General features: G+C 62.4%; 23 protein-coding genes. 13 read left to right on the top strand and 10 right to left on the bottom strand.

What is annotated here, in order from left to right; genetic code table 11:
- Nucleotides 1-463: 463 nt before the first annotated feature.
- From C8K44_RS00235 to C8K44_RS00220, 4 genes are read left to right on the top strand one after another with little or no spacing between them, the layout of a single operon-like run.
- The gene (locus tag C8K44_RS00235; protein ID WP_109573750.1) at nt 464-1,513 is read left to right on the top strand and encodes an ABC transporter substrate-binding protein; all 1,050 of its coding nucleotides are present in this window, start codon (nt 464-466) and stop codon (nt 1,511-1,513) included.
- 20 nt (nt 1,514-1,533) lie between these two features.
- The gene (locus C8K44_RS00230; protein WP_109573749.1) at nt 1,534-3,042 is read left to right on the top strand and encodes a sugar ABC transporter ATP-binding protein; all 1,509 of its coding nucleotides are present in this window, start codon (nt 1,534-1,536) and stop codon (nt 3,040-3,042) included.
- Nucleotides 3,039-4,010: an ABC transporter permease gene (locus tag C8K44_RS00225; protein ID WP_109573748.1), complete on the top strand. Its 972-nt coding sequence runs from the start codon at nt 3,039-3,041 to the stop codon at nt 4,008-4,010. The genes C8K44_RS00230 and C8K44_RS00225 overlap by 4 nt, the downstream gene beginning before the upstream one ends.
- Before the next feature lie 38 nt (nt 4,011-4,048).
- On the top strand, nt 4,049-4,981 hold the full coding sequence (locus C8K44_RS00220; protein WP_109574035.1) for an ABC transporter permease: 933 nt from the start codon (nt 4,049-4,051) through the stop codon (nt 4,979-4,981).
- Here the strand turns inward: C8K44_RS00220 and C8K44_RS00215 are convergent.
- On the bottom strand, nt 4,949-5,896 hold the full coding sequence (locus C8K44_RS00215; RefSeq protein ID WP_109573747.1) for an amidohydrolase family protein: 948 nt from the start codon (nt 5,894-5,896) through the stop codon (nt 4,949-4,951). The two genes, C8K44_RS00220 and C8K44_RS00215, sit on opposite strands and share 33 nt — an antisense overlap.
- 102 nt (nt 5,897-5,998) lie before the next feature.
- On the opposite strand from C8K44_RS00215, the gene C8K44_RS00210 reads away from it, so the two are divergent.
- Genes C8K44_RS00210 through C8K44_RS00195 form a run of 4 tightly spaced genes read left to right on the top strand, consistent with a single transcriptional unit; the run spans nt 5,999 to nt 9,921 of the window.
- Nucleotides 5,999-7,303, top strand: coding sequence for an alanine racemase (locus tag C8K44_RS00210; RefSeq protein ID WP_199226973.1), 1,305 nt, complete (start codon nt 5,999-6,001; stop codon nt 7,301-7,303).
- Between the two features lie 40 nt (nt 7,304-7,343).
- Nucleotides 7,344-7,688 carry a RidA family protein gene (locus tag C8K44_RS00205; protein ID WP_109573745.1) on the top strand — a complete coding sequence of 115 codons (345 nt, stop codon included), beginning with the start codon at nt 7,344-7,346 and terminating at the stop codon, nt 7,686-7,688.
- A gap of 11 nt (nt 7,689-7,699) precedes the next feature.
- Nucleotides 7,700-8,707, top strand: coding sequence for a succinylglutamate desuccinylase/aspartoacylase family protein (locus C8K44_RS00200; RefSeq protein ID WP_109573744.1), 1,008 nt, complete (start codon nt 7,700-7,702; stop codon nt 8,705-8,707).
- A gap of 20 nt (nt 8,708-8,727) precedes the next feature.
- The gene (locus tag C8K44_RS00195) at nt 8,728-9,921 is read left to right on the top strand and encodes a hypothetical protein (protein WP_109573743.1); all 1,194 of its coding nucleotides are present in this window, start codon (nt 8,728-8,730) and stop codon (nt 9,919-9,921) included.
- A 96-nt stretch (nt 9,922-10,017) separates the two neighbouring features.
- Here the strand turns inward: C8K44_RS00195 and C8K44_RS00190 are convergent, their stop codons facing one another.
- The 3 genes from C8K44_RS00190 to araD form a co-directional block, all read right to left on the bottom strand.
- Nucleotides 10,018-10,719, bottom strand: a complete 702-nt coding sequence (locus C8K44_RS00190; protein WP_158282683.1) for a FadR/GntR family transcriptional regulator — start codon at nt 10,717-10,719, stop codon at nt 10,018-10,020.
- Between the two features lie 139 nt (nt 10,720-10,858).
- Nucleotides 10,859-11,782, bottom strand: coding sequence for a dihydrodipicolinate synthase family protein (locus tag C8K44_RS00185; protein WP_109573741.1), 924 nt, complete (start codon nt 11,780-11,782; stop codon nt 10,859-10,861).
- A gap of 11 nt (nt 11,783-11,793) precedes the next feature.
- Nucleotides 11,794-13,509 carry an L-arabinonate dehydratase gene (gene araD / locus C8K44_RS00180; RefSeq protein ID WP_109573740.1) on the bottom strand — a complete coding sequence of 572 codons (1,716 nt, stop codon included), beginning with the start codon at nt 13,507-13,509 and terminating at the stop codon, nt 11,794-11,796.
- Nucleotides 13,510-13,982: 473 nt separating this feature from the next.
- Here araD and C8K44_RS00175 point away from each other — a divergent pair, with 473 nt between their 5' ends.
- From C8K44_RS00175 to C8K44_RS00155, 5 genes are all read left to right on the top strand, one after another.
- Nucleotides 13,983-14,984 carry a TRAP transporter substrate-binding protein gene (locus C8K44_RS00175; protein ID WP_109573739.1) on the top strand — a complete coding sequence of 334 codons (1,002 nt, stop codon included), beginning with the start codon at nt 13,983-13,985 and terminating at the stop codon, nt 14,982-14,984.
- 75 nt (nt 14,985-15,059) lie between these two features.
- On the top strand, nt 15,060-15,602 hold the full coding sequence (locus tag C8K44_RS00170; protein WP_245417298.1) for a TRAP transporter small permease: 543 nt from the start codon (nt 15,060-15,062) through the stop codon (nt 15,600-15,602).
- On the top strand, nt 15,599-16,879 hold the full coding sequence (locus C8K44_RS00165; RefSeq protein WP_109573737.1) for a TRAP transporter large permease subunit: 1,281 nt from the start codon (nt 15,599-15,601) through the stop codon (nt 16,877-16,879). Before C8K44_RS00170 ends, C8K44_RS00165 begins: the two co-directional genes overlap by 4 nt.
- A 25-nt stretch (nt 16,880-16,904) precedes the next feature.
- Nucleotides 16,905-17,840: a 2-dehydro-3-deoxygalactonokinase gene (locus C8K44_RS00160; protein ID WP_109573736.1), complete on the top strand. Its 936-nt coding sequence runs from the start codon at nt 16,905-16,907 to the stop codon at nt 17,838-17,840.
- A gap of 13 nt (nt 17,841-17,853) precedes the next feature.
- Nucleotides 17,854-18,492 carry a 2-dehydro-3-deoxy-6-phosphogalactonate aldolase gene (locus tag C8K44_RS00155; RefSeq protein WP_109573735.1) on the top strand — a complete coding sequence of 213 codons (639 nt, stop codon included), beginning with the start codon at nt 17,854-17,856 and terminating at the stop codon, nt 18,490-18,492.
- A gap of 9 nt (nt 18,493-18,501) precedes the next feature.
- On the opposite strand, the gene C8K44_RS27830 is transcribed toward C8K44_RS00155, so the two are convergent.
- The 6 genes from C8K44_RS27830 to araG form a co-directional block, all read right to left on the bottom strand.
- Nucleotides 18,502-18,870 carry a flavoprotein gene (locus C8K44_RS27830; protein ID WP_245417323.1) on the bottom strand — a complete coding sequence of 123 codons (369 nt, stop codon included), beginning with the start codon at nt 18,868-18,870 and terminating at the stop codon, nt 18,502-18,504.
- Between the two features lie 25 nt (nt 18,871-18,895).
- Nucleotides 18,896-19,126, bottom strand: coding sequence for a hypothetical protein (locus C8K44_RS27825; protein ID WP_245417329.1), 231 nt, complete (start codon nt 19,124-19,126; stop codon nt 18,896-18,898).
- Between the two features lie 424 nt (nt 19,127-19,550).
- Nucleotides 19,551-20,330, bottom strand: coding sequence for an SDR family oxidoreductase (locus C8K44_RS00145; protein ID WP_109573734.1), 780 nt, complete (start codon nt 20,328-20,330; stop codon nt 19,551-19,553).
- Nucleotides 20,327-21,205: an aldose 1-epimerase gene (locus C8K44_RS00140; protein ID WP_109573733.1), complete on the bottom strand. Its 879-nt coding sequence runs from the start codon at nt 21,203-21,205 to the stop codon at nt 20,327-20,329. Before C8K44_RS00140 ends, C8K44_RS00145 begins: the two co-directional genes overlap by 4 nt.
- Nucleotide 21,206: 1 nt before the next feature.
- The gene (araH, locus tag C8K44_RS00135; protein WP_109573732.1) at nt 21,207-22,157 is read right to left on the bottom strand and encodes an L-arabinose ABC transporter permease AraH; all 951 of its coding nucleotides are present in this window, start codon (nt 22,155-22,157) and stop codon (nt 21,207-21,209) included.
- Between the two features lie 11 nt (nt 22,158-22,168).
- Nucleotides 22,169-23,680 carry an L-arabinose ABC transporter ATP-binding protein AraG gene (gene araG / locus C8K44_RS00130; RefSeq protein WP_109573731.1) on the bottom strand — a complete coding sequence of 504 codons (1,512 nt, stop codon included), beginning with the start codon at nt 23,678-23,680 and terminating at the stop codon, nt 22,169-22,171.
- Between the last annotated feature and the right edge of the window lie 25 nt (nt 23,681-23,705).

Below are 23,705 nucleotides of genomic sequence, written 5' to 3'. Positions count from 1 at the left end.
AGCTAAAAGATGAGCCCAAGGCCGAAGACGACGTCCGCGTGGACGCACGTGGCACGCCCCTGAAACCAGGCAGGGCCGCACGCCTCACGACACCGCGCAATGTGGAGCCCCGGCGCATACGGATCACCTGCGGCGCGAAACTCCTCAGGTAGAGATGCGTGGCTTGGTTCGAACGATCGCTGTCGTGCATCTGGCCAGGTGCAAACGCGTCCAGTCCCATTTTGCACCAAAGCATCCGATTTTGTCGAAGCGGCGCTCCAAGTAGCTTGAAAGTTATTCAAAGCTGTGCGTAACATACGTCACTGTCCACTATATGGTAATACTGTCCAATATAGCAGACACAAGAAGTCTTAGAGCAACCTGACCAGGCAACTAAACCGGCGGCTTCCGCAACGCGGAAACCGAGAGGCGGAGCTGTGTTTGGAGGTGCCCCAAGGCACAATCTTTGGAGGGAGAGAGAACAATGAAACTGTCGCTATTTGCATCCGCCAGCGCCCTAGGGCTGGGTCTTGCCTTGAGCTTCGGTGCTGTGTCGCAGGCTCAGGCCGCCGCCAACTGCATCAAGGGAGACCGCAAGGCGCCGTACACGATCGGGTGGGCCAACATCTATTCCGTGCCGACCTGGATGAAGCAGACCCAGGGCACGCTCGAAGCCCAGGTCGAAGAGCTGAAAAAGCAGGGCCTGGTCGACAAGCTCGTGGTCACCGATGCGCAAGGTGATGCCAACGTCCAGATCCAGCAGATCCAGTCGATGATTGATTCCGACGTCGATGCGATCATCCTCATCGCCGGATCCTCGACCGCGCCCGCGCGCGTGCTGGCCGATGCCTGCGCCAAGGGCATCGCCATCATCAATTTCGACAGCCTCGTCGACACCGATCAGGTTACCGCCAAGGTCAACACGGATTCGGCCCAGTGGGGCGAGCAGGCCGCCAAGTTTCTGGTCGAGCAGATGGGCGGCAAGGGCAACATCCTCGTGCTCAACGGCCCGGCCGGCGTTTCGGTCAGCGACGACCGCCGCAAGGGCGCGACACCAGTGCTTGAAGCCAACCCCGACGTGAAGATTTTGGCCGAGACCAACACTGCCTACAACGTCGCCCCGGCGCAGGAAGCCGTCACCAGCCTGTTGTTTGCCAACCCTGAGATCGACGGCATCCTGTCGCTCGGCGGCGCTTTGTCGGCCGGTGCAGTGCTCGCCCTCGACAAGCAGGGCCGCGCGCAGGTGCCGATCACCGGCGAAAACGCCCGCCAGTTCCTTGAACTGTGGAAGGAAAAGGATCTGAAGGGTTGGGCGACCATGCAGCCCAACTGGCTTGGTGCATTCGCTACCTGGCTGTCGGTTCAGGCATTGGAAGGCAAGGATGTGCCCGCCTTCGTGAAGATCCCGCTTCCGGTGATCGACAACTCCAACATCGGCGACTACTTGGCGCGCGCAGCCGACTTCCCCGCCGATGGCTACATCTACTCGTCCTACGACCAGGCCCTGTTTGAAAAGCTGCTGGCCGGCAAGTAAAGTGTGAGGGACGTCTAGACGTGGTGAATACGGCTCCGCTTCTTGCCGCGCGGGGGGTGTCGAAGGCTTTCTTCGGCAACCCCGTCCTGCGCAATGTTTCCATCGCTCTCCTGCCAGGGCGCGTGCATGCGCTGCTCGGCGAGAACGGCGCCGGGAAATCGACCCTGATCAACATGCTGTCCGGTGCGCTCAGGCCGGACGGCGGCACCATTGAAGTGGACGGAAAGGCTGTGTCGCACATGACACCGCCGGAGGCGCGCCAGGCCGGTATCGCCGTCGTCCAGCAGGAACTTTCGCTAACAGCCAATCTGTCGATTGCCGAAAACATCGGGCTCGGCGCTTATCCACGCCGCTTTGGCCTTGTCGACTATTCTAGTCTGGCCTCCCAAGCCCGCGAGGCATGCGCGCTCGTCGGCCTCGACGAGCCGCTGTCGACACCGGTCGGAGAGCTTTCGCTTGGCAGACGCCAGATGGTCGAGATCGCCAAGGCGCTCTATCGCAAGCCGCGGGTGCTGATCCTCGACGAGCCGACATCTTCATTGTCGGCGACGGAGACGAGGATCCTGACCGACCTTCTGGAGAGACTTCGCAGCCAAGGAACGGCCATCCTCTACATCTCGCACCGGCTCAACGAAGTGATGGCGCTGTGCCAACACGTCACTGTGCTGAAGGACGGCTCGGTCACCGCCGACCGACCACTTGAAGGCACCGACGCGGCTGGCCTCGTGCGCCTGATGGTGGGGCGCGATCCCGGCGACCTGTTTCCGAAGTGGCAGGCGTCGCCATCGAGAACCACTGCCGCCTCGGTTCGCAATTTCTCGGCCGGGCTGGTGCGGGATGTCGATCTCGACATCAAAACAGGCGAGGTGCTCGGCATCGGCGGCTTGGTCGGCCAAGGACAGGAAGACCTGTTGCTCGGTCTTTATGGCGCGATCCCCGCCAAAGCTGTATCGTCGGAGGTCAACGCATATCAGGCCCTGCCCGGCGGCGTGCCAAAGGCCAACGCGCTTGGCCTTGCCTATGTGCCGGCTGACCGCAAGCGTGAGGGCCTGCACCTTATCCATCCCATCATTACCAATTTGATGCTTCCCGCCTTCGCGCGGCTGCCGGCATTGAAGCCGCGCAATCGCGGCAGCGAACGTGATCTCGCTCGCAAGCTCGCCGCCCAGCTCGGCATCAAGGGTGACCTTAACCGTCCGGCTCAGGCACTGTCAGGCGGCAACCAGCAGAAGGTTGCGCTGGCCAAATGGATGCCACACGACCCGCTCGTGCTGTTACTCAACGACCCCACGCGCGGCGTCGACGTCGAGACCAAGCGCGAGATCTACATCATGCTGCGCCAGCTCGCCAAGGACGGCAAGGCCGTCGTGTTGATGAGTTCCGACACCCCCGAACTCGTGCATCTGTGCGACCGCGTCGCTGTCGTGCGCGAAGGCCGCATTGCCGCCATGCTGGAGCATGACGCCCTGAGTGAAGAAAACATCGTTGCCGCAGCCGTCGGTGCCGACAAGCCGAAGGTAGCCGCATGAGCGCCGTTCCATCCACATCAGGGCAGCACTCCGGCAGGCTGTACTGGCCGGTTCAGGCCGGCCGCAATGTCGGCGTGCGCGGCCTGTTTGCGGTCGTGCTCGCCTTCATCGTCGCATATGGCTTCCTGTTCCCGGGCCTGTTCACCATGTCCGGCTTCGCCAAGTTCACTCAGAGCTGGTTTCCCCTCGCCCTGGTCGCCATGGCGCAGGCCCTGTTGATGCTGACTGGGGGCATCAGTCTCGCCATCGGCGCGACAGTCAGCCTCGGTGCCGTCATTGCGGCAACGACAATGGTGGGCCCCCTCGGTGTTGCCGGCGGATCCGCGCTGGTGGCGGCGGCAGGCCTCGGCATCGGCGCCATCACCGGCTTCATCGTCGTCAAGCTGCGTTTGCCGGCCATCGTCGTGACACTCGCAGGCTCGTTCATCATCGGCGGCGCTGCACTTCTCATCCTGCCGCGGCCCGGCGGGGCCATGCCCGAATGGTTGTCTGACCTGCTGGCCGGCAACACCCCGGCGGCATTTTTGCTGCTGGTGGCGATCGTGCTGTTGTGGAAGTTGTACCTCGCGACACCGCTCGGCCTCAGCCTTTACGCCGCCGGCGAAAACCCCGTCGGTGCCTACCGTTCCGGCGTGCCGGTCGATGCCGCGCGCATCGCCGCCTATGCGCTCAGCGGCCTGCTGTCGACGGGAGCGGGACTGTTCGTAGCCGCGCAGACCGGATCTGGCGATCCGGTCATCGGCGCGGCCTTCACCTTGAACTCGATCGCCGCCGCGGTGCTTGGCGGCATCGGCTTCCTCGGCGGCCAGGGCACCATGCGCGGCGCGCTCGCTGGCTCCCTGCTGCTCAGCCTGATGATCTCGGTCATGTTCTTTCTCGGGTTCACCCCGGTCGCTCAATATGTCGCCCAGGGCCTGATTATCATTGGCGCCGTTGCGCTGCCGCAATTCCGCAAGGTTCAAAGATGAGTAGCGCGAGCCAATCCATGTCGCCCAAGGCCCGCATCATGACCATACTGCGCAGCCGGCCGTTCCTGACCTTGCTGGTGGTCGCCGCCGTGTGGATCGTCGCTAGCCTCGCCACGCGCGGCTTCGGAGCATTCGGCCATCTGCGCTATCTGGTCGAGCTTGCCGCAGTCATTGGCCTGGTCGCCGCAGGGCAGACCTTCGTTGTGGTCGCCGGCGGTATCGACCTGTCTGTTGCAGCCATCGTCACGGTCGCGGCCGTCGGCCTGCCCCTGGTTTCTTCGTCGGCCGATCCAACCGGATTGTCTGCGATCCTGATTGTGCTGGCGATGACCACCGCCATCGGACTGGTCAACGGGCTCGGCGTCGCCTACCTCAAGGTCCACCCGATGATCATGACGCTCGCCATGGCGACGTTCCTGCAAGGCCTGCTCATCATCATCGCCGGCGGCAGCGCCGTATCCGTGCAGAACCCGCTGGTCGGCTGGCTTGGCAATGCCCGCCCAGCCGGCATTCCAGCCGGTGTGTTGTTGTGGGTGGTCATTTCGGCGCTTGTTTTGTTCGTCATGCACGCCACGCCGTTCGGCGCAAGAATCTTCGCGATCGGGGCAAATCCGCGCGCCGCCGAGCTGTCAGGCGTGCCGGTGCCAGCCACCACGATCGCCATCTACGGTATTAGCGGCTTAACGGCGGGGCTCGCCGGCGTGCTCGTTCTCGGCATGAATGGTCAGGGCTACGTCGGCATCGGCGACCCCTATCTCTTGGCTTCGATTGCTGCGGTCGTGCTCGGTGGCACCTCGATCCTCGGTGGGCTCGGCACCTATGCCGGAACAATTCCCGGCTCGATCCTTCTGGTCACGATCACAGCACTGATCACCGTGGTCAACGCTTCGCCAGGCTGGCGCAGCATCCTGTTCGGCTCGCTGATCCTCGGCTTGCTGCTACTCTCCGGTCGCGAGGCCGCCCGCCGATGAGTTGTCATCCAGCCTGTAAATGCGCTTGGCCGTGTCGAAGAACAGTGCGCCCTGTTCTGCCCCCGAAAGGTCTGCCGTGATGGCCTTGAAGCTGTCATACACCTCGTCGAACGTCGCATGTAGGCCAGCAACGGGAAAGTCGCTGCCGAACATCGCGCGCTCGGGGCCGAAACACTCGATGCAGTGCATGACAACCGGCCGCAGGCTTTCGAGCGTCCAGTCATGATCGTAAGCGACGAGATCCGAAATCTTGACGGCGACATTGTCCAGGCGCGCAAGCATTCGCAGTCCGTCGCGCCAGACCTGCATACCGTCGGCGTCGCGGTCGATCGGGCTACCACAATGGTTGACGACGAAGATCTGGTTCGGGAAGGCAGCGGCCAACCGGGCGGCGCCGGCAAGCTGGCGCGGGAAGACCATCAGGTCGAACGAAAAGCCATGGCGTTGCAAAAGGTCGAGACCGGCACGGAACGAAGGCTCATCCATGATCCCGTCGCGCGCCGCAAAGCGTCTTGCCGGATCGGTATCCCAACTCAGGATATCGCGCACGCCAACGACGCGGGCAAACGCCGATTGAGCTTCGAGGATCGCCGCCGCATTCTTGCTCGCAAGCCGCACCTGCGCCACGTAACGAACAGCGACGCCCTGCGCCTTGTCGAGGCTCTCGAGCCAGCGCGTCTCACCGACATTGTCATCGCTCGCCCAGCCCGCTTCCACATGCACGCTGCCGACGACGTCGTGTCGCCTGGCATCGCGCCGATAGTCGCTTGGAAGGTAGTTGTGCCGCAGCGGTCCAAGGTTGCCAAGGCTGCCGCGATCATTCGCGGTCGCGCTCAGCCACGGATGACGATCCAGGCCAAGGTCCCACAGATGATGATGTGCATCGATGATCGGACCGGAATAGACCTGCGCCACGCGTTTTTCCCTCTTTCGTCCAGACCGGACACAACTACACGCCGGAACGCGCGTTCCGGCCGCGCGAATGGGTAGCATCACATGAAACCGGAAGCACCAGCCATGCTGACAGGAGCCCGCGAAAAGTTCACGCTCGACGACCGTATTCGCGGCGTACCGCCCGGTGTATCAGACCTCGACAGCAGCCTCGTCGGCTCTAAGGGTTGGCACCCCGCCGACGGCAACATGTCGTTGCCGGTGCTTACCCTCAACGAGACTGCATTTGCGGGCAATCGCGACCTGTTCCTGCGTTATGCAAGGCAAGCCGGCGTCGACATCGCACCGCACGCCAAGACGCCGATGTCCCCCGATCTGGCGCGTTCGCTTGTGGAGGCTGGTGCCTGGGGCACAACGGTCGCCGACATAAGGCAGGCTTCGGTGATGCTTCGGGCCGGGCTCACCAGGCTGATCCTCGCCAACGAGGTCGGAGGTATCGGTGGCGCCGGCCGGCTCGCCATGTTGGTGGCGGCCAACCCACTAGCCGACCTGCATGTCTTCGCCGATTCCGTCGCATCGGTCGAAGCCCTTATCGAGATATGGCGCGCCAATGACGCGCTACCGCCACTGCGCGTGCTGGTCGAAACCGGCGCCGGACGCGGCGGCGCACGCACGCTCGACGACGCCAAAGCGATCCTCGAGGCGATCCTCGGCACTGGCGGCCGCCTCGTCGCCGCAGGCGTTGCAACCTACGAAGGCGCCGCCGGGCGGCCAACCCAGGACGAGACCGACGCGGCGATATCGGGGCTGCTGGAGCTCACGGCCGATGTCTTTACGCTGCTGCGAAAACGGGTCGGTCCTGACACCCCGTTGATCGTTAGCGCTGGCGGTTCAGTGTTCTTCGACAAGGTGGTGTCCAAACTGGCGCCGCCGGTCTCGCGCGATACAAACGCCATCCTGTTGCTGCGCAGTGGCGCGATCTTCTTCCACGACAATGGCGTCTACGACCGAGCCATGGCCGCTGTCGATCAACGCGGCGGTTTCGCACTCGATGGCATCGCGACCTCAGCCCGGCAATCATTTCGTCCGGCTCTTCGGCTGTGGGCGGAAGTGCTGTCCCTCCCGGAGCCCGGCGTCGCCATTTGCGGCATGGGCATGCGCGACGTCTCCTTCGACCAGGGCTTTCCCGTCGTGCTTGGCCGCTATCGCTCTGGCAAACCGTTACAGCTGGCCACCCCTTTGCCGACTGTCGTCAAGCTCAACGACCAGCACGCATTCCTGTCCCTTACACCTGAAACTGACCTCGCCGTCGGCGACGTCATAGAGTTCGGCATCTCGCACCCCTGCACCTGCCTCGATCGCTATCGCGTGATTTTCGGCGTCGACGGGACGGGGCGTGTGCGCAGCGCGTTCCCCACCTATTTCGGCTGACCGGCGCTTGCCGACTTGAGAAAACTTGAAAGGACCTGAAATGATCCAGTACTTCCAGTCCGGCTCGCGCATGTCGCAGGCAGTCGTTTATGGCGGCATGGTCCACATTGCCGGACAGGTCGCAAACGACCGCAAGGCCGGTATCGAGAGCCAGACGAGGGACGTCTTGTCGAAGATCGACCAGTTGCTCGCCGAAGCCGGCACCAGCAAATCGAGGCTTGTCGCGGTCAACGTGTTTTTGCCGCAGATCGGCGATTTCGAAGCGATGAACAGCGTCTACGACGCCTGGGTAGATCCCGAGCGCCTGCCCGCTCGCGCCTGCGTCGAGGCACGCCTCGCCGATCCCGATCTCAGGATCGAGATCACTGCGGTCGCCGCAATCTAAGGGGCAGTTCCATGCATTCCGGCCTCGTTCATAGCCTCGATTTTGACCGCGACGGCAAGACGCTTGCCCATCTGAGCATTCCGTTTTCGATCGACCGCTCGCCCTATTTCCATGTCAAGGTGCCGATTTGCCTCATCCGCAACGGCGAGGGTCCGTCGGTGTTGCTGATGGCCGGCAACCATGGCGACGAATATGAAGGCGAGCTGTCGCTGGCGCGGCTGATCCGCAAGCTCGACCCGGCCCTCATCAAGGGGCGCGTCACCATCCTGCCGATGGCCAATGCACCGGCGGTGATGGCGGCCAAGCGCTGCTCGCCGCTCGATGGCGGCAACCTCAACCGCGCCTTCCCCGGCGATCCTGCGGGCACGCCGACCAGCCGGCTGGCGCATTTCCTTGAAAGCGACCTGTTTGCGCGCCACGACATCGTCTTCGACCTGCATTCCGGCGGCACCTCGATGGAACACCTGCCAACCGCGCTGGTCGAACGAAATGCCGACCCGGAACGGCACCAGCGTGGCGTCGCTCTCATGAAGTCACTCGGCATGCCCTATGGCTTCGTCGCCGACAATGGCGCCGCCTCCCCCACATCGATGGGTGCTGCGCGGCGTGCAGGTGCGATCGGCATCTCAGGCGAGTTCGGCGGCGGCGGGACCGCTACGGTCGATTCCATGGCGATCACCGCGCGTGCCATCGACAACCTTCTGCTTGGGGTCGGCGTGATTGAGGAGCCGGTTCTGGCGTCTTCAACCGGAGTACTCGAAACGAGATTGCTGTCATTGTCGCGTCACAGCCAGGGCATCTACACCACTCGTCGCGGCTGGTTCGAGCCGGCAGCCCGACTTGGAGAGCACGTCGCCGCCGGCCAGCTCGCTGGTTGGTACCATGATCTCGAGCGGCTCGACGATGCCGAAGAAGCACTTCATTTCGCCGAGGCCGGCATAGTCATCTCGCGCCGGCTGCACACCATGTGCGAAGCCGGAGACTGCCTGATGCAGGTTGCCGAACCGGTTTCAGCATGACGCAAGCTGCGAGGAAATCCATGCATCTTTCGACGTGGACCTACCCCTGGGACATCCAGGATATCGGCTACGATACCGTCGAACGCGAACTGGCCGAGCGCGCCGGGATGAACACCGTCAGCCTGGCCACGTCCTATCATGCCGGCCGCTTCCTGCAGCCGCGCAGCCCGCGCCGCAAAGCCTACTTTCCAGAAGACGGTACCATCTATTTCCAGCCAACGCCCAATCGTTGGGACGGGCTCGCCATCCGGCCGAAGGTCGCGGACGTCATCACCGAGGGCGGCGATGTCCTCGCCGGTCTCATCAGGCGCCGAGATGCCGGCGGGCTGAAAGTGTCGTGCTGGACGGTCTGCCTGCACAACACGCGGCTCGGCATGCTGTACCCCGGCGCAGTCACGCGAAATGCGTTCGGCGACCCGAACTACTATAGCCTGTGCCCGTCCAATGCCGGTGCCCGTGCCTATGTCCGTGCGTTGGTAGAAGACATCAGTCGGACCTACCGGCCCGACATGATCGAGCTCGAAACCCCGACCTTCATGAGTTTCGCCCATGAGTATCATCATGAGAAGGATGGCGTCGGCCTGACGGCGGAAGACGATTTCCTGCTGTCGCTCTGCTTCTGCCCATCTTGCCTGTCACGTGCGGCAAAAGCCGGGGCCGATGGCGAGGCGGCGCGCCGGCTCGTTTGCGAATGGGTAACCGACACCTGCGAGCGCGCCACGCCCCAACCCCGCTTCCCTGATTTTCCCGCTCGCGGCCTCGACACCTTCGCTCCATGGCCGCAGCTGCACGCTTACATGGCCTGGCGTTTCGAACCAGTTACCAGCCTTGTCGCCGAACTGCGCGAGGTCGCCGATCCGGCAACGCGCATCGTGGTCATCGACCTCAAGGAAGGCTGGCTCGGCGGTTCGGACCTGGCTGCAATCGGCAAGGCCTGCGACGGCGTCATCCTTTCCGCCTATGGCATGGAGGCAAACGAGGTGACGGAATTATTGGCGACAGGGCGAAAGGCACTTGGGCCAGACAAATTCCTCGGCACCTGCTACCGCCTCTACTATCCTGAAATGTCAGGGCCTGAAGTGCTCGCCGCCAAGGTCGCGCCGGCCCTTTCGACAAATGTCGACGGAATCAATTTCTACAATTACGGGCTTATTCCGGCCGCACGACTGGACTGGATCGGCGCTGCCATCGGGCGAGGACAAAACAACAGCTGATACGCTCATCAACCCTTGGCAACCATACTCGTCGCCTCCCCGGCAGTACCTGCTGGGGAAGTAATCCAAGCTCAACGCATGCAATGGCGGCGGCCTTCAGGTCCGGAAGTTTCGTTGATAGGTGTCCTGGATCAGCTTGCGCGCGGCCTCTTCAGCAGCCTCTTCATCACCCTTCTCGATAGCAATGGCGATGGCCTCGTGCATGTCGAGTGAATGCTCGATGCCGAACGTCCTCAGTGTCTTGGGGATACTGACAGTCAATGCGGCACGGATCACCGAGGAGACAGGAAGCAAGAAGCGGTTATGCGCCGCCTGGATGATCTGGAGATGGAAGGCGATATCGGCCTCGATCGACTGCCGCTCATCATCATATCGGCGTGACATCGCCTCGAACGCCCGGCGAATGCCCGCCCTGTCGGCGGCAGTCGAGCGGCGCGCAGCCAAGGCCGCCGCCATCGGTTCGATGGACAGGCGTATCTCGAACAACTCTTCGGCAAGCGTTTCGCTGCTTTCGGAGTCGTCTTGCCACGACAAGACAGTGGGATCGAGCGTGTTCCACCTGTCCGCCGGCAGGACGCGCGTGCCCATGCGCGGCTTGGCCTCGATGAAGCCCTTGGTCGAAAGAATCTTCAGTGCCTCGCGCAAAGTCGTGCGGCTGACCTGGAGGCTCGAAAGGAGTTCCAGTTCCTTGGGCAAAATGTCCCCTGGCTTGAGGTCGCCACGGGTGATGCGCCGGCCGATATCGGCGGCGATCTGGGCCGGCAAGCCTCGCTCTGGCATCGGCCTTGGCTTTGTCATCGAATCCGATCCCGACCTTGTGTGCCGCAACATACCTGCTGTAGTGCGCCGGCAAAATCACCGGTGCGTGTCATAATTCATACCCTCGACAGCATTTCAACCGGCCGCATCCACAGGGCGACGACACTTGGCAGCTCGATCAGGCCGTGGCTTTCGTCCTGCGCGCCAGCGGTCCGAGATCGGCGGCAAAACGCTCGATCATGGCAAGGCCCGTGACGTTGGGGCGCAGTGCCGGGCCGCGATCATGAACAGCCAATCCGCTGCGCAGTGCAAACAGGCGCTTGCCGTAGCACAGCAGATTCTCCAATCCCTGCATGGTGGAAACGACAGCCGGCAGCATCTGGCGATAGGTCGCAAGCGCACCGTCCTCGTCGCCGGCCCGGAAGCTTTCATAGGCCGCGACCGCATAGTCGATGCAGTCCGGCGCCAGGATGAGCCCGCGGCAACCGATACGCAGATTGTCGAGCATTTCGAGCCCGGCGCGGCCATTGAAGATAGGCAGCTTGCCGCCGGTCGCCTCGACCAGGCCGGCGATATCGACCACCGGACCCTCGCCCTTTACCAGCTGGATATTGGGGTGCTGATGCACGAGATCGCTGATTTCGGTGGAACTCAGCCCCCGGCCCATGAAAGCGGGTGCGTTCTGGATGGCGACCGGAAGATCCGTGGCTTCTGCCACGCGTCCGAAAAAGCGGATGTATTCGGCCGCGCCATACTGGCCGACCATCGGCGGCTGCAGGATCAGCCAATCGGCACCAACGCTTTCGGCGTGACGCACCTGTGCGATCTGCTCGGCGACCGACGCGCCGAAGATGGTGAGCGCCAGCGGCACCTTTCCGCAGGTGTCCTCGGCGATCCAGTCCATGACCGTCCGGCGCTCGGCATCCGTGAGCTTCGACACTTCCGTGGCAAGGCCGAGTGCCGCCATGCCGTGGACGCCGACCTCAAGGCAAACCTCCACCTGCCGGCGCATCGCCGCCCGATCGAGCCGCTCCTGATCATCGAACAGCGCGTAGAGAATGGCGTGGATGCCATGCATGTCGGCAACAGTAAAACGTGACATCGACTTCTCCCTCAATGGCTTTCGCGTGGCACATCGTGGCCACGGCAGCCGACCAGGAAGTCGAGGTCGGCACCTCGATCCGCCTGCATGACGCGCTCGACATAGAGGCTCTGATAACCGCCCTGCATATCCTGTGACGGCGGGGTCCAGCGCGCGCGGCGGCGCGTAAGTTCTTCGTCGCTGACCTCAAGATGCAGGCGGCGGTTTTCGACGTGGAGTTCGATCATGTCGCCGTCCTCGACGAGCGCGAGCGGGCCTCCAACGGCCGCTTCGGGTGCCGCATGCAGCACGACGGTACCGAACGCGGTGCCCGACATGCGCGCATCCGAGATGCGGACCATGTCGCGCACGCCCTTTGCCAAGAGCTTTTGCGGCAGCGCCATGTTGCCGACCTCGGCCATGCCGGGATAACCCTTGGGGCCGCAGTTCTTGAGCACCATGACGCAGGTTTCGTCGATGTCGAGGGCCGGATCGTCGACCCGCGCCTTGTAGTGCTCGATGTTTTCGAACACCACTGCGCGGCCACGGTGACTCATGAGCTCCGGGGACGCGGCGGACGGCTTCAGGATCGCGCCGTTCGGCGCGAGGTTGCCGCGCAGAACCGCAATTCCGCCCTGCTGGGTCAGCGCCTTGTTGCGGGGCAGGATCACCTCGTCGTTGAAATTCTCGGCGGATGCTATGTTGTCGCCTACCGTCTTGCCGGTCACCGTCAGGGCGTCGAGGTCAAGCAGGTCTGCGATTTCCTTCATCACCGCCGGCAGGCCTCCGGCGTAGCAGAACTCCTCCATCAGGAACTTGCCCGACGGCATCAGGTTGAGGATGGTCGGGATATCGCGGCCGAAGAGGTCCCAGTCGTCGAGTGAAAGCTCGATGCCAGTGCGGCCGGCGATGGCAAGCAGATGCACGACCGCGTTTGTCGAACCGCCAATCGCACCATTGATGCGGATCGCGTTGGCGAACGCCTTTCGCGTGAGTATGGCCGACAGGCGCAAATCTTCCTTGACCATCTCGACGATGCGTCGGCCGGAGAGGCGGGCAAGGCGCGCGCGGTGGGCATCGACCGCCGGATAGGCCGCATTGCCGGGCAACGCCAGGCCAAGCGACTCGACCATCGACGCCATTGTCGAAGCCGTACCCATGGTCATGCAATGACCGGGAGAGCGCGACATGGCGCTTTCGGCGGCGGCAAACTCCTGTTCGGTCATCACGCCGGCGCGCACGTCCTCGGAGAATTTCCAGACGTCGGTGCCCGAGCCAATCGGCTTGCCTCGGAAGCGACCGTTCAGCATCGGCCCGCCCGACACGACGATCGCCGGCACGTCGCAGGACGCAGCGCCCATGACCAGTGACGGCGTGGTCTTGTCGCAACCGGCCATCAGGACCACGCCGTCCATCGGGTTGCCGCGGATTGCTTCTTCGACATCCATCGAAGCGAGATTGCGGAACAGCATCGCAGTAGGACGCAGGTTCGATTCACCACAGGAGAAGACGGGAAATTCGAGCGGCAAGCCACCTGCCTCGAGGATGCCGGCCTTCACATGCTCGACCAGTCCGCGAAAATGCGCATTGCATGGAGTGAACTCGGAGAAGGTATTGCAGATTCCGATCACCGGGCGACCGTCGAAGGCATCGTCGGGCAGGCCGTTGTTCTTCATCCAGCTGCGGTGAATGAAGGCATCCTTGCCGAAGCCCCCGAACCAGGCCTGCGAACGCAATTTCCGTGTCACGTCTTGTCTATCCCGTTGTTGTCCAGTGTCTTGCGACACGAATTGGTTGTGCGCCTGAGGTCGGCCATTCGTATGACCCAACCATGTCACGCGAACGCGCCGGCTTGCGCCGAACGCTTCCCTTTGGCGACGGATGCAATGCTCGAACCGGCGCGTGCCTGCCGTTTTCGGTTCCCCAAAGTCACTCGGCATTCAGTCTTGTTTTCTCTTATAATCGGAGTTATTGGAGCGTCAAGAGCATGCAACTTTTGCCTGGGAGGGCGTGTGGCCAAGTTTGTTTCGTGGAGTAGCCCATTGCTCGGTCGCCCCTTCCGGCAGGCACCCAAGGTGGTCCGCGGCACACGGTCGCGCGCCTCAAAGCGGACTCGCACATACCCATCGAATTGACCCAATCGGGAATGGCTCAATACGCAACGCCATCGCCCCGCTCACAGCCCCCACGACAAGAACCTGAAGAGAGAGAGGAGTTTTCCATGCGTCTCAAAACGCTCGCACTCACATTGGCGGCAGCCGCCGGCCTGGCAAGTCTTGTGGCCCCCGCGACAGCTGCCCGTCTCGGGCACGGCATGCCGGCCGAGCATCCGCAAGCCGTGGCCATGAAGAAGTTTGCTGAAGACGTCGCCAAGGCGACCGAGAACCGCGTCGAGATCCAGGTCTTCGACGGTGGCATCCTTGGCGGCGACGACAAGATGCTGCAGGCCACCCAGAGCGGCACGCTTGAGCTCTATGTTGGCGGCGTCGCCCCGCTCTCGGGCAAGATCAAGGAAGTCCAGATCTTCGACTTCCCGTTCATGTTCGCCAATCGCGAGGAAGCCAGCGCCGTGCTGAACGGGCCGGTAGGCCGCAAGATGCTCGACCGCATGTCCGAGATCGGACTGACCGGTCTTGCCTGGAGCGAATTCGGCTTCCGTAACCTGACCAACAGTGTCAAGCCGATCAAATCGGTGGACGACATCTCCGGCCTTAAGCTGCGCGTGATGCAGAACCCAGTCGCGCTCGACACCTGGAAAACGCTCGGCGCCAATGCCGTGACGATGTCGTTCTCGGAAGTGTTCTCGGCGCTCGAGACCAAGGCGCTGGACGGCCAGGAGAACCCGCTGGCCCACATCTACGCCAACCGCATTTACGAAGTGCAGAAATACATCACGCTGACCAACCATGTCTATTCGCCGGTCGCGATCGTGGCTTCGAAGACCTGGTTCGACGCCCTGCCGGAAGCTGACCGAAACGCTGTCATGACGGCTGCCGCAGACGCATCCGCCTACCAGGCCAAGCTGATCGCCGAAAACGACGGCAAGATCACCGATCAGCTCAAGGAAACTGGAATCGAGATCGACACGATGCCGGAAGCCGAGCTCGCCAAGATGCGTGAAATGGTCAAGCCTGTGGTCGAGAAATACACCGCCTCGGTCGGCGCCGACTTCGTCCAGGAATTCACAGTCGCGATCGAAGCGGCGCGCAAGGCTGCCAACTAAACCGCACTCTGACCTATGCCGCGGACGGAGACGTCCGCGGCATCTTCGTGTCGAAAACCCCAGGAGATCCGAGCTGTGCCGCGTCTCGTAGACAGATTTTTTCAACTGCTTGAAGCCGTCATGGTGATCTGCCTGGCCAGCATGTTCGTGATGGTGCTCGGCAACGTCATTTTGCGTGCTGGCTTCAATACAGGCATCGACGTCTCCGAGGAGCTGCCGCGCTTCCTGTTCATCTGGCTTACCTTCATCGGTGCCGTGGTGGCGATGCGCGAAAACCGGCATCTTGGCGTCGATACCGTCGTGCTCGCCCTCCCCGTCAGATGGCGGCGGCTGTGCTGGATGATTTCCCAGATCCTGATCTTCGTGTGCAGCGTCTACATCTTCGTTGGCACCTTCATGCAGCACGAGATCAACGCGACCACTGTTTCCACCGTCATGCAGCTGCCGATGAGCTGGGTCTATGGCGTCACCTACTTCACCGGTGCGCTGATGGCGGCACTGTGCCTCCACAATCTGGTTCGGCTCGCGCGCGGCAAGGTCCGCGACGACGAACTCATCCAGGTCGAGGAAGAGGGCATGCACGAAGTCGATTCCAGCGTTGAGGCGGCGCGCAAATGACCATCCTGATTTTCGTCATCTCGCTGCTGGCGGCGATGGCGATCGGCATGCCGGTCGCCATGGCCCTGATCGTCTCGGGCCTTGCCCTGATGTTCCACATGGGCATGACCGATCCGCAGATCGTCGTGCAAAACATGTGGGATGGCGCCAACAGCTTTCCGCTTCTCGCCGTGCCGTTTTTCATGCTGGCGGGCGAGTTCATGAACGCCGGCGGTATCACCCGGCGCATCATCCACATGGCGATGGCCTGGGTCGGCCATCTGCGCGGCGGCCTCGGCTTCGTGGCGATTGGCGCCGCGGTCGTCATGGCTTCGCTGTCTGGCTCGGCGGTAGCCGATACCGCGGCGCTTGCCGCCGTGCTTTTGCCGATGATGCGGCAGGCCGGCTACAATCCATATCGCTCGGGTGGACTGATTGCCGCCGGCGGCATCATCGCGCCCATCATCCCCCCGTCGATCGGCATGATCCTGTATGGCGTTGCCGCCCAGGTCTCGATCACCAAGCTTTTCATCGCAGGTATCGTGCCCGGCATCCTGATGGGGACGTCGCTGATGCTGACGTGGATGTTCGTCGCGCGAAAAGACAAGATCGAGGTAGCTCCAAAGCAGCCAATGGGCGAGCGGCTTCGACTGACCATCGAGAGCTTCTGGGGCCTAATGCTGCCGGTGATCATCATCGGCGGCCTGAAGTTCGGCTTCTTCACACCGACAGAGGCCGCGGTCGTTGCTGCAGCCTATTCCCTGATCGTCGGGCTCTTCATCAATCGCGAACTGAAATTCAGCCAGCTCTACGACCTGATGCTCAATGCCGCCAAGACCACCGCGGTTGTGATGTTCCTCGTCGCCGCAGCTTCCGTCTCGGCTTGGCTGATCGCGGCTGCCAATATGCCGGCACAGATGGTCGAACTGCTCCAGCCAATCATGGATAACAAGACGTTGCTCATCCTGGTGCTGATGGTCCTGGTATTGATCGTCGGCTCCGCGCTCGACTTTGCCCCCACCATCCTGATCCTGACCCCGGTGCTGGTGCCGGTGCTCAAGCAGGCGGGCATCGATCCCGTCTATTTCGGCGTACTGTTCATCATGAACAATGCCATCGGCCTGATCACGCCACCGGTCGGCACCGTGCTCAACGTGGTGTGCGGCGTCGGGCAGATGCGGATGGGCAATTTGATGAAGGGCATCTGGCCATTCCTTTTGGCCGAAACCTTTGTGCTGTTCCTGCTCGTCTTGTTCCCGGAGCTGGTGATGGCGCCGCTGCGCTGGATGACCCAATGATGGCCACCACGCGTCCTCCGAAGTCATGCCAAGAGGCTCGACCTTGAACACATCACAAGAAGCCTGCTGCGTGATCGTGGACTGGGGTACCACAAGCTTCCGCGCCTGGCTCATGGCGCGCGATGGTCGCGTGCTGGCCGAAAGCCGCGGTCGCGAAGGCATGACGCATTGCGCGACGTCTGGTTTCGAACCGGTGTTGCGCGCGCACCTCGCCGCAATGGATGCGCCGGTGGACCTGCCTATCCTGATCTGCGGCATGGCAGGAGCGCGTCAGGGTTGGGTCGAGGCGCCTTATGTCGACGCGCCGACGCGCCTCGCCGATTTCGCGGCTTGTGCCGTCGGCGTGCCGAACGGTTTTGCCGACATCCGCATCCTTCCCGGCATCGCCCAGCGTGATCCGCTGGCGCCAGAAGTGATGCGCGGCGAGGAAACCCAGTTGCTGGGCCTGGGCGACATGGCCGCGCGACAACTGGTGTGCATGCCCGGCACCCACAGCAAATGGGTGGTACTCGAAGACGGATGGGTGAGACGGTTCGCCACCTTTATGACCGGTGAACTTTTCAGCCTGTTCAGCAAACACTCCACGCTGGCCTTCGCGATGGACGGCGACATCCCGTTCGGAGCTGATGCACCGGCCTTTGTCAAAGCGCTGGACAAGGCGGCCAGCGACTTGTCGCTTAGCGTGAGCAGGCTCTTTTGCGTGCGTGCTGCACAGCTGCTGAATTTCGAGACCAAGTCAGAGGGGGCTGCGCATCTTTCCGGCCTGCTGATCGGGGCGGAGGCACTGGCTGCCAGGCAGAACTTCCCTGACTATGCGGACGTCACCCTGGTCGCATCCGGCGCCATCGTCGGTCTCTACAAAGCGGCGCTCCAGCGCGTCGGCCTGAACGTCAGGCATATCGATGCCGATGACGCCGTGCGGCGTGGCCTCTTTTCGGCAGCGCATTCAATCTGGGCATAAAGGAAACAAAAACATGGCATCAAACATCGCCTGGCCGAATCTGAAGCGATCCCTCGTCGCCATCTTGCGTGGCATCAAGCCTGAAGAAGCCGAAGCGGTCGTCGGCACGCTGATCGAAGAAGGTTTCGACCTGATCGAAATCCCGCTCAACTCGCCCGATCCCTACACTTCTATCCACCGGGTGATCGACGCTTTCGGCAACAAGGCGATGATAGGTGCCGGAACCGTACTTTCGGCCGAACAGGTGGACCGGCTGGCCGATGTCGGTGGCCGCCTGGTCGTCAGCCCCAACATCGAACCCGAAGTCATCGCGCGCGCGTCGGAGCACAAGATGCTGACCATGCCCGGCGTCTTCACGCCAACCGAGGCGCTACTGGCGGTCAAATGCGGGGCTTCGGCTTTGAAATTTTTCCCAGGTGGCGTGCTCGGCACTTCAGGCGTCGCAGCCATCAAGACCATCCTTCCCAAGGATACGGTCGTCGGCGTGGTCGGTGGGGTCTCGGAAGCATCGTTCGCCGATTACAGGAAAATCGGTATCAGCACCTTCGGCCTGGCTACAAACCTCTACGCACCCGGCGACAGCGCTGAAACGGTCCGCAACAAGGCGCGCGACATCATTGCATCCTATGACGCAGCTTTCGATGTTGACTGAGTGAAGCGGTCAGGCTTGAATTCGCCTGGCCTTGGCCGTGCGATGTGAGGCAGCTGCGCCCGGTCGAAGTGGCGCATTCTGCGCCCTCACCCCATCGTGTAAGCGCGTCACCTGGATCGATGCCGGCCCAATTGACGAGGCGCGCGGCGATCTCGCGCACCAACTGCTCGATAGACGACAGGGTATACAGCGGCGGCACCAGCGATGCGATGACGGCCCCCAGGCGTGCCAACCGGAGCATAGGCTCGATATGACCTTCATGGAACGGGCTTCGCGCGGCGCTACCACCAGACGGTGTTTTTCCTTGAGGGTAACATCGGCAGCGCGCGTTAGCAGATTGTCGCCGAGGCCATGAGCCAGGGCAGCCAGCGTCCGCATCGAGAATGAAACGACAATTATGCCGTCAGCCCCGAACGAGCCGCTGGCCATGGGTGCGGCTGGCAGATGCGGCGAGACTGGTAAGACCATATTCGCCCAGTTCATGCGCGATGCTTGCCCGGGCACCATGTGAAGAGACGAGATGGGTTTCGGTGCCGATCTTGCGCGTCGCGTCCAGGCTCAGCTTGCCACCAAGCCCCTCCGCGGGAGAGCTTTCCGTCCCGAAAACGCGCGTCGGAAAGGTTCTGCGCGACAAACAAGCTCTTCAATCGGGCGCATATGACGTCAATGCGATTGCATTATGGATAGCGGGTGGATTCGTCCGGCATGTTTTCCCGCACTTCGAGGGGTGCGACTATCGAGGGATGCGGAGCTTGGGCCTTAGAAGCTGCTTGGATTGCACGGATCCCCGCCTAGCCGACAAATGCATTTCGGGTGGGTTGCCGAAGTTTTCCTGGCTAGAGGCCGACAGGCACCGACGCTCAAATGAAGCGCTGGAATGCACTTCTGGCACTTGAGATCATTGAATGCCGCCCGGGGTTCCTCGTTTGATTGTCGACACCAACCGACAAAGCGGCATTGGGATCGACTGTGAGCGGAGAAGGGACGCGACAAACCTCTACGTGCCGGAACCGAAACCCACGCCTCTTACGTGGCTTTCCACTCGCGTGATCGAACGATCAGACAGCGTGCTGGAGAACGCTCAAGCCACCGTCGACCACGAGGCAGGCGGCGTTCATGAATGGGCATTCGTCCGAGATCATGAACACGGCCGCCTTGGCTATCTCGGTCGTCGTGGCAATTCGCTTGCCGGGGTGAAGCGCCAGGGTCTCGGCACGCGCCTTCTCCGGATCGGCAAAGCTGTTCCAGTAGTCGATGTTTTTCTGCGTCTCGACATAGCCGGGCGCGAGTGCATTCACGCGCACTCCGGCAGCCGCATATTCGAGCGCCAAGGATTTGGTGAGACCGAGCAGCGCGTGCTTGGCCAGTGGATAGGGGAATGTGTGCGGAATGATGGTGAAGGAGTGCGTCGAGGCAATGTTGAGGATCGCCCCGCCGCCGGCCGAAATCATGCCTGGCAGTACTGCCTTGCAGCAGTTCCACGCACCCTTGAGATTGACGTCGAAGCAGCGCTGCCACTCCTCATCGGTGGTTTCGAGCGGCGCACTGAAGACGTTGATGCCGGCATTGTTGATCAGGGCGTTGACCGGGCCGATGGCCTCGCTGGCCTGCGCCATGGCCGCAGCGATGGCCGAAGCGTCGGAGATGTCGGCTTCGGCATATTCGAGCATGCCTTTGTCCGCATCGAGACGTTCGACCGTCTCGCGCAGCAGCTCTCCATCACGGTCGACGACAAAGAGCTTCGCGCCTTGCTTCAGGCACTCCTGGGTGACGGCCAAGCCAATGCCCTGAGCGGCGCCGGTCACGAAAATGCGCTTGCCGACAAGACGGTCGCTCATTGGAATTCCTCGCAGTCAGAAACGGTGATCGAAAAGGCGCCGGAAAGCGTCTCGCCGGGCGAAAGCAAATGGAGGGCCTCCGGGAACGACATCGCCAGCGCATTGGGCGTATGCGACATCGGCTCCAGGCAAAAGAAGCTCCCTTCGTCCTCCGGCGCATAGAGCATGTAGCGCGAGAACAAGGGATTGGCAGATATGTCCGCGGCCAGCTTGATTTCGGGCCAGATGATCCGCGCTTGCCCGCTCCAACCTTCGAAACAATTGTTCAGCCTGCGGCGCGGCAGCCGGCGCGGCGTCGCGAAATCGGCACTGCCCGGGATGGTCGTACGCACACCGGGCAGGCAACCCTCACGCTCGGTCCACCATGTCGCCGCCGGGGCCATAAGCCGGGTGCCTTCGGTGCGGGGAAAATAGGGGTGGAAGCCGATGCCGAATGGCAGTGTCTCGTCTCCCCGGTTTGTCACCGAAAGCACCATGGCTACGCTGGCGCCGTCAAGGAAGATTGTCTGGACCGCGCCATAGATGTGCGGCGAATTGGCGGAGCGTGCCTGCTCGAAAGCGAGTCGGACATGTGTGGCCGATGCATCTTCTATGGTCCATTCGGTCAGCCAGCCATCGCCATGGATGTAGTTCGGCTCGGCTGTGTTGGGTTTGAAGCGATAGTTCTTGCCGCCAAGCTCGAAGCGGTTTTGGTCGACGCGATTGCCGAGCGGAACCAGCGGAAAACACGCCGACCGCAAAACGTCGAACGCGCCGTCGCCATGTCGGCGCAGGAAGGGCCGCCCATCGCTCGTCTGGCCGGCGACGACCGCCCCGCCACTGGTGCTTACCCGCAGCGACAGGCGGTCGTTTTCAAGCTCGACAAGTCCTTGCATCTCAACGGCGTCCGAGCGCGCTGGACCTGAGGTTGTCGAGCAACACGGCGAGCAGCAGGATCACGCCACGGACGATGTACTGGTAGAAGGCCGGGATGTTGAGCAAGTTCATCACATTCTCGGCGATGCCCATGATCATGACACCCACGATCACGCCGGCTATCGCCGCTCGGCCGCCTGCAAGCGACACGCCGCCGAGCACGCAGGCCGAAATGACCGACAGCTCGAGCCCGATCGCCGCATTGGGCTGTCCCGAGGTGATGCGCGAGGCGAGCAGGATGCCGGCAACGGCGCAGACCATGCCTTGCAGCGTGAATATCCAGATGCGCGTCCAGTCGACATTCACGCCGGCCAGGCGCGACGCTTCGGGATTGCCGCCGATGGCGAGCGTGTTTTTGCCGAACACCGTGCGGTTGAGCACGAAGCCGAACACCACAAACAGCATCGCCAGCACCCAGATCGGGGTTGGAATGCCCAGGAGCTTGGACAGAGCGAGCTGGTAAAAGTTCGGATCGTTGATCCCGACCGCCCGGCCGTCCGACGCAATTAACGCCAGTCCGCGCACGATCTGCATCGTCGCCAGCGTGGTGATCAACGCGTTGATGCGGAATTTGGCGATGACCACGCCATTGATCAGGCCGACAGCACCGCCGCACAGCAGGGCCGTGAGGATCCCGACGGTGATCGACCCGGTGGCGTTCGAGGCCATGACGGCGACCATGCCGGCAAAGGCGACGATCGAACCGACCGACAGGTCGAAATCCCGCGCCGCCAGGCAGAACATCATCGTGCAGGCGACGATGCCGACGGTGACGACCGACTGCAGCAGGCCCAGCATGTTGCGCTCGGTCAGGAAGTTCGGGACGAAGACCGACACCAGCGCGAAGGCCAGGACGAAGATCACCACGAGACCCTGGTCGCCGAGCAGTACCTTCTTGAAAGAATTCGTCATGCTCAGTCCCTTTACGAAGCGATTGCGTCTGGCGTTTTTTTGTCGGGAAGCGCTGCCGCCAGGATTGCACGCTCGCTGAAATCGTCGCGATCGATGTGCGCCGAGATGCGGCCGCCGCACATGACTAGGATACGGTCGCAGATGCCCATCACCTCGGGCAGCTCGCTGGACACTACGATGATCGCCATGCCCTGTTCGGCGAGCTGGTAGAGGATTTCGTAGATCTCCGACTTTGCACCGACGTCGATGCCGCGTGTCGGCTCGTCGACAATCAGCACCCGGACGCCCTGTTCAGACAGCCAGCGGCCAAGGATGACCTTTTGCTGGTTACCGCCGGACAGGTTCAGGATGTCCTGCTTGCGCGACGGCGTGCGGACCTTGAGCTTCTTGATAAAGGTCTCGGCGATTTCGGCTTCCTTGCGCGGATCGAGGATACCGAAGCGCGCGGTGTGGCGACGCGAGGAGATATTGATGTTCTCCTCCAGCGAGCGCCCCTGGATGATGCCGTCATGCTTTCGGTCTTCCGAGCACAGCACGATTCCGGCGCGGATGGCCTGGCGCGGGTCGACGGCATGGATCGCCTGTCCATCGACACTGATCGTTCCACCGCTGCGCGCGTCGGCCCCATAGACCAGGCGCATCAGCTCGGAACGGCCCGCACCGATCAGGCCGAAAAAGCCGAGAATCTCGCCAGCTTTCGCCTCGAAGCTGGCCGGCTGCACAAGCTTGTCGCCGGCGATGCCTTCAGCCTTGAGTCGGACGTCTCCCCCCGTACGCGCGCGCCAGCCCCAAACGTTTGAGATCTGACGGCCGACCATCTCGGCGACTACCTGTTCACGGGTGACGTTTTCAAGGCTTGGGTGATGGGCCGCAAGCTTGCCGTCGCGCAGCACGGTCAGACTGTCGCAAAGCCGGAAGACCTCGTCGAGGCGGTGGGAAATGTAGAGGATCACCTTGCCTTCGGCGCGCAGGCGCTCGATCAGGGCAAACAGGATTTCGCTTTCGCCCGACGACAGTGACGAGGTCGGTTCGTCGAGCGCTATGACACGTGCATCGAGCATGATCGCCTTGGCGATCTCGACCATCTGGCGCTCGCCAATGGAGAGCGTCTTGACCTTGCGGCGCGGGTCGATGTCGATTCCGGCGGATTTCAGTTTTGTGCCGACCTCTGCAAACATCTGTCTGGCCTGGATGACACCGGCATTGGCAGGAAAGCGGCCGAGGCACAGGTTTTCTGCGACCGTAAGCTCCGGAACCAGCTGCAATTCTTGGTGGATGACGATGACGCCGGCATTAAAGGCGTCACGCGTGGAGGCGTACTTCTGGAACTGGCCGTCGATGACGATATCGCCGGAGTCGGCATGCTGGTCGCCCGAGAGCACCCGGATCATCGTCGACTTGCCGGCACCGTTTTCGCCCATGAGGCCATGGACGGCTCCCTTCTCGACGGAAAACGACACGTCGGACAGGGCATGGACGCCAGGATAGGATTTCGAGATGTGGGAAAATTCGAGAAATGGCATCGACGGTCCTCCTGAATGTCCGGCG

Source organism: Aminobacter sp. AP02 (assembly GCF_003148805.1).
GTDB lineage: Bacteria > Pseudomonadota > Alphaproteobacteria > Rhizobiales > Rhizobiaceae > Aminobacter.
Note: the sequence above shows the minus strand (reverse complement) of the source record. Positions and strands in the feature narration are given on the sequence as shown.

Coding starts and splice junctions, on each gene's coding strand:
- C8K44_RS00235 (WP_109573750.1), top strand. CDS start 464: ATGAAACTGTCGCTATTTGCATCCGCCAGCGCCCTAGGGCTGGGTCTT.
- C8K44_RS00225 (WP_109573748.1), top strand. CDS start 3,039: ATGAGCGCCGTTCCATCCACATCAGGGCAGCACTCCGGCAGGCTGTAC.
- C8K44_RS00220 (WP_109574035.1), top strand. CDS start 4,049: ATGACCATACTGCGCAGCCGGCCGTTCCTGACCTTGCTGGTGGTCGCC.
- C8K44_RS00210 (WP_199226973.1), top strand. CDS start 5,999: ATGCTGACAGGAGCCCGCGAAAAGTTCACGCTCGACGACCGTATTCGC.
- C8K44_RS00205 (WP_109573745.1), top strand. CDS start 7,344: ATGATCCAGTACTTCCAGTCCGGCTCGCGCATGTCGCAGGCAGTCGTT.
- C8K44_RS00200 (WP_109573744.1), top strand. CDS start 7,700: ATGCATTCCGGCCTCGTTCATAGCCTCGATTTTGACCGCGACGGCAAG.
- C8K44_RS00195 (WP_109573743.1), top strand. CDS start 8,728: ATGCATCTTTCGACGTGGACCTACCCCTGGGACATCCAGGATATCGGC.
- C8K44_RS00190 (WP_158282683.1), bottom strand. CDS start 10,719: ATGACAAAGCCAAGGCCGATGCCAGAGCGAGGCTTGCCGGCCCAGATC.
- C8K44_RS00185 (WP_109573741.1), bottom strand. CDS start 11,782: ATGTCACGTTTTACTGTTGCCGACATGCATGGCATCCACGCCATTCTC.
- C8K44_RS00175 (WP_109573739.1), top strand. CDS start 13,983: ATGCGTCTCAAAACGCTCGCACTCACATTGGCGGCAGCCGCCGGCCTG.
- C8K44_RS00165 (WP_109573737.1), top strand. CDS start 15,599: ATGACCATCCTGATTTTCGTCATCTCGCTGCTGGCGGCGATGGCGATC.
- C8K44_RS00160 (WP_109573736.1), top strand. CDS start 16,905: ATGCCAAGAGGCTCGACCTTGAACACATCACAAGAAGCCTGCTGCGTG.
- C8K44_RS00155 (WP_109573735.1), top strand. CDS start 17,854: ATGGCATCAAACATCGCCTGGCCGAATCTGAAGCGATCCCTCGTCGCC.
- C8K44_RS27830 (WP_245417323.1), bottom strand. CDS start 18,870: ATGCGGACGCTGGCTGCCCTGGCTCATGGCCTCGGCGACAATCTGCTA.
- C8K44_RS00145 (WP_109573734.1), bottom strand. CDS start 20,330: ATGAGCGACCGTCTTGTCGGCAAGCGCATTTTCGTGACCGGCGCCGCT.
- C8K44_RS00140 (WP_109573733.1), bottom strand. CDS start 21,205: ATGCAAGGACTTGTCGAGCTTGAAAACGACCGCCTGTCGCTGCGGGTA.
- araH (WP_109573732.1), bottom strand. CDS start 22,157: ATGACGAATTCTTTCAAGAAGGTACTGCTCGGCGACCAGGGTCTCGTG.
- araG (WP_109573731.1), bottom strand. CDS start 23,680: ATGCCATTTCTCGAATTTTCCCACATCTCGAAATCCTATCCTGGCGTC.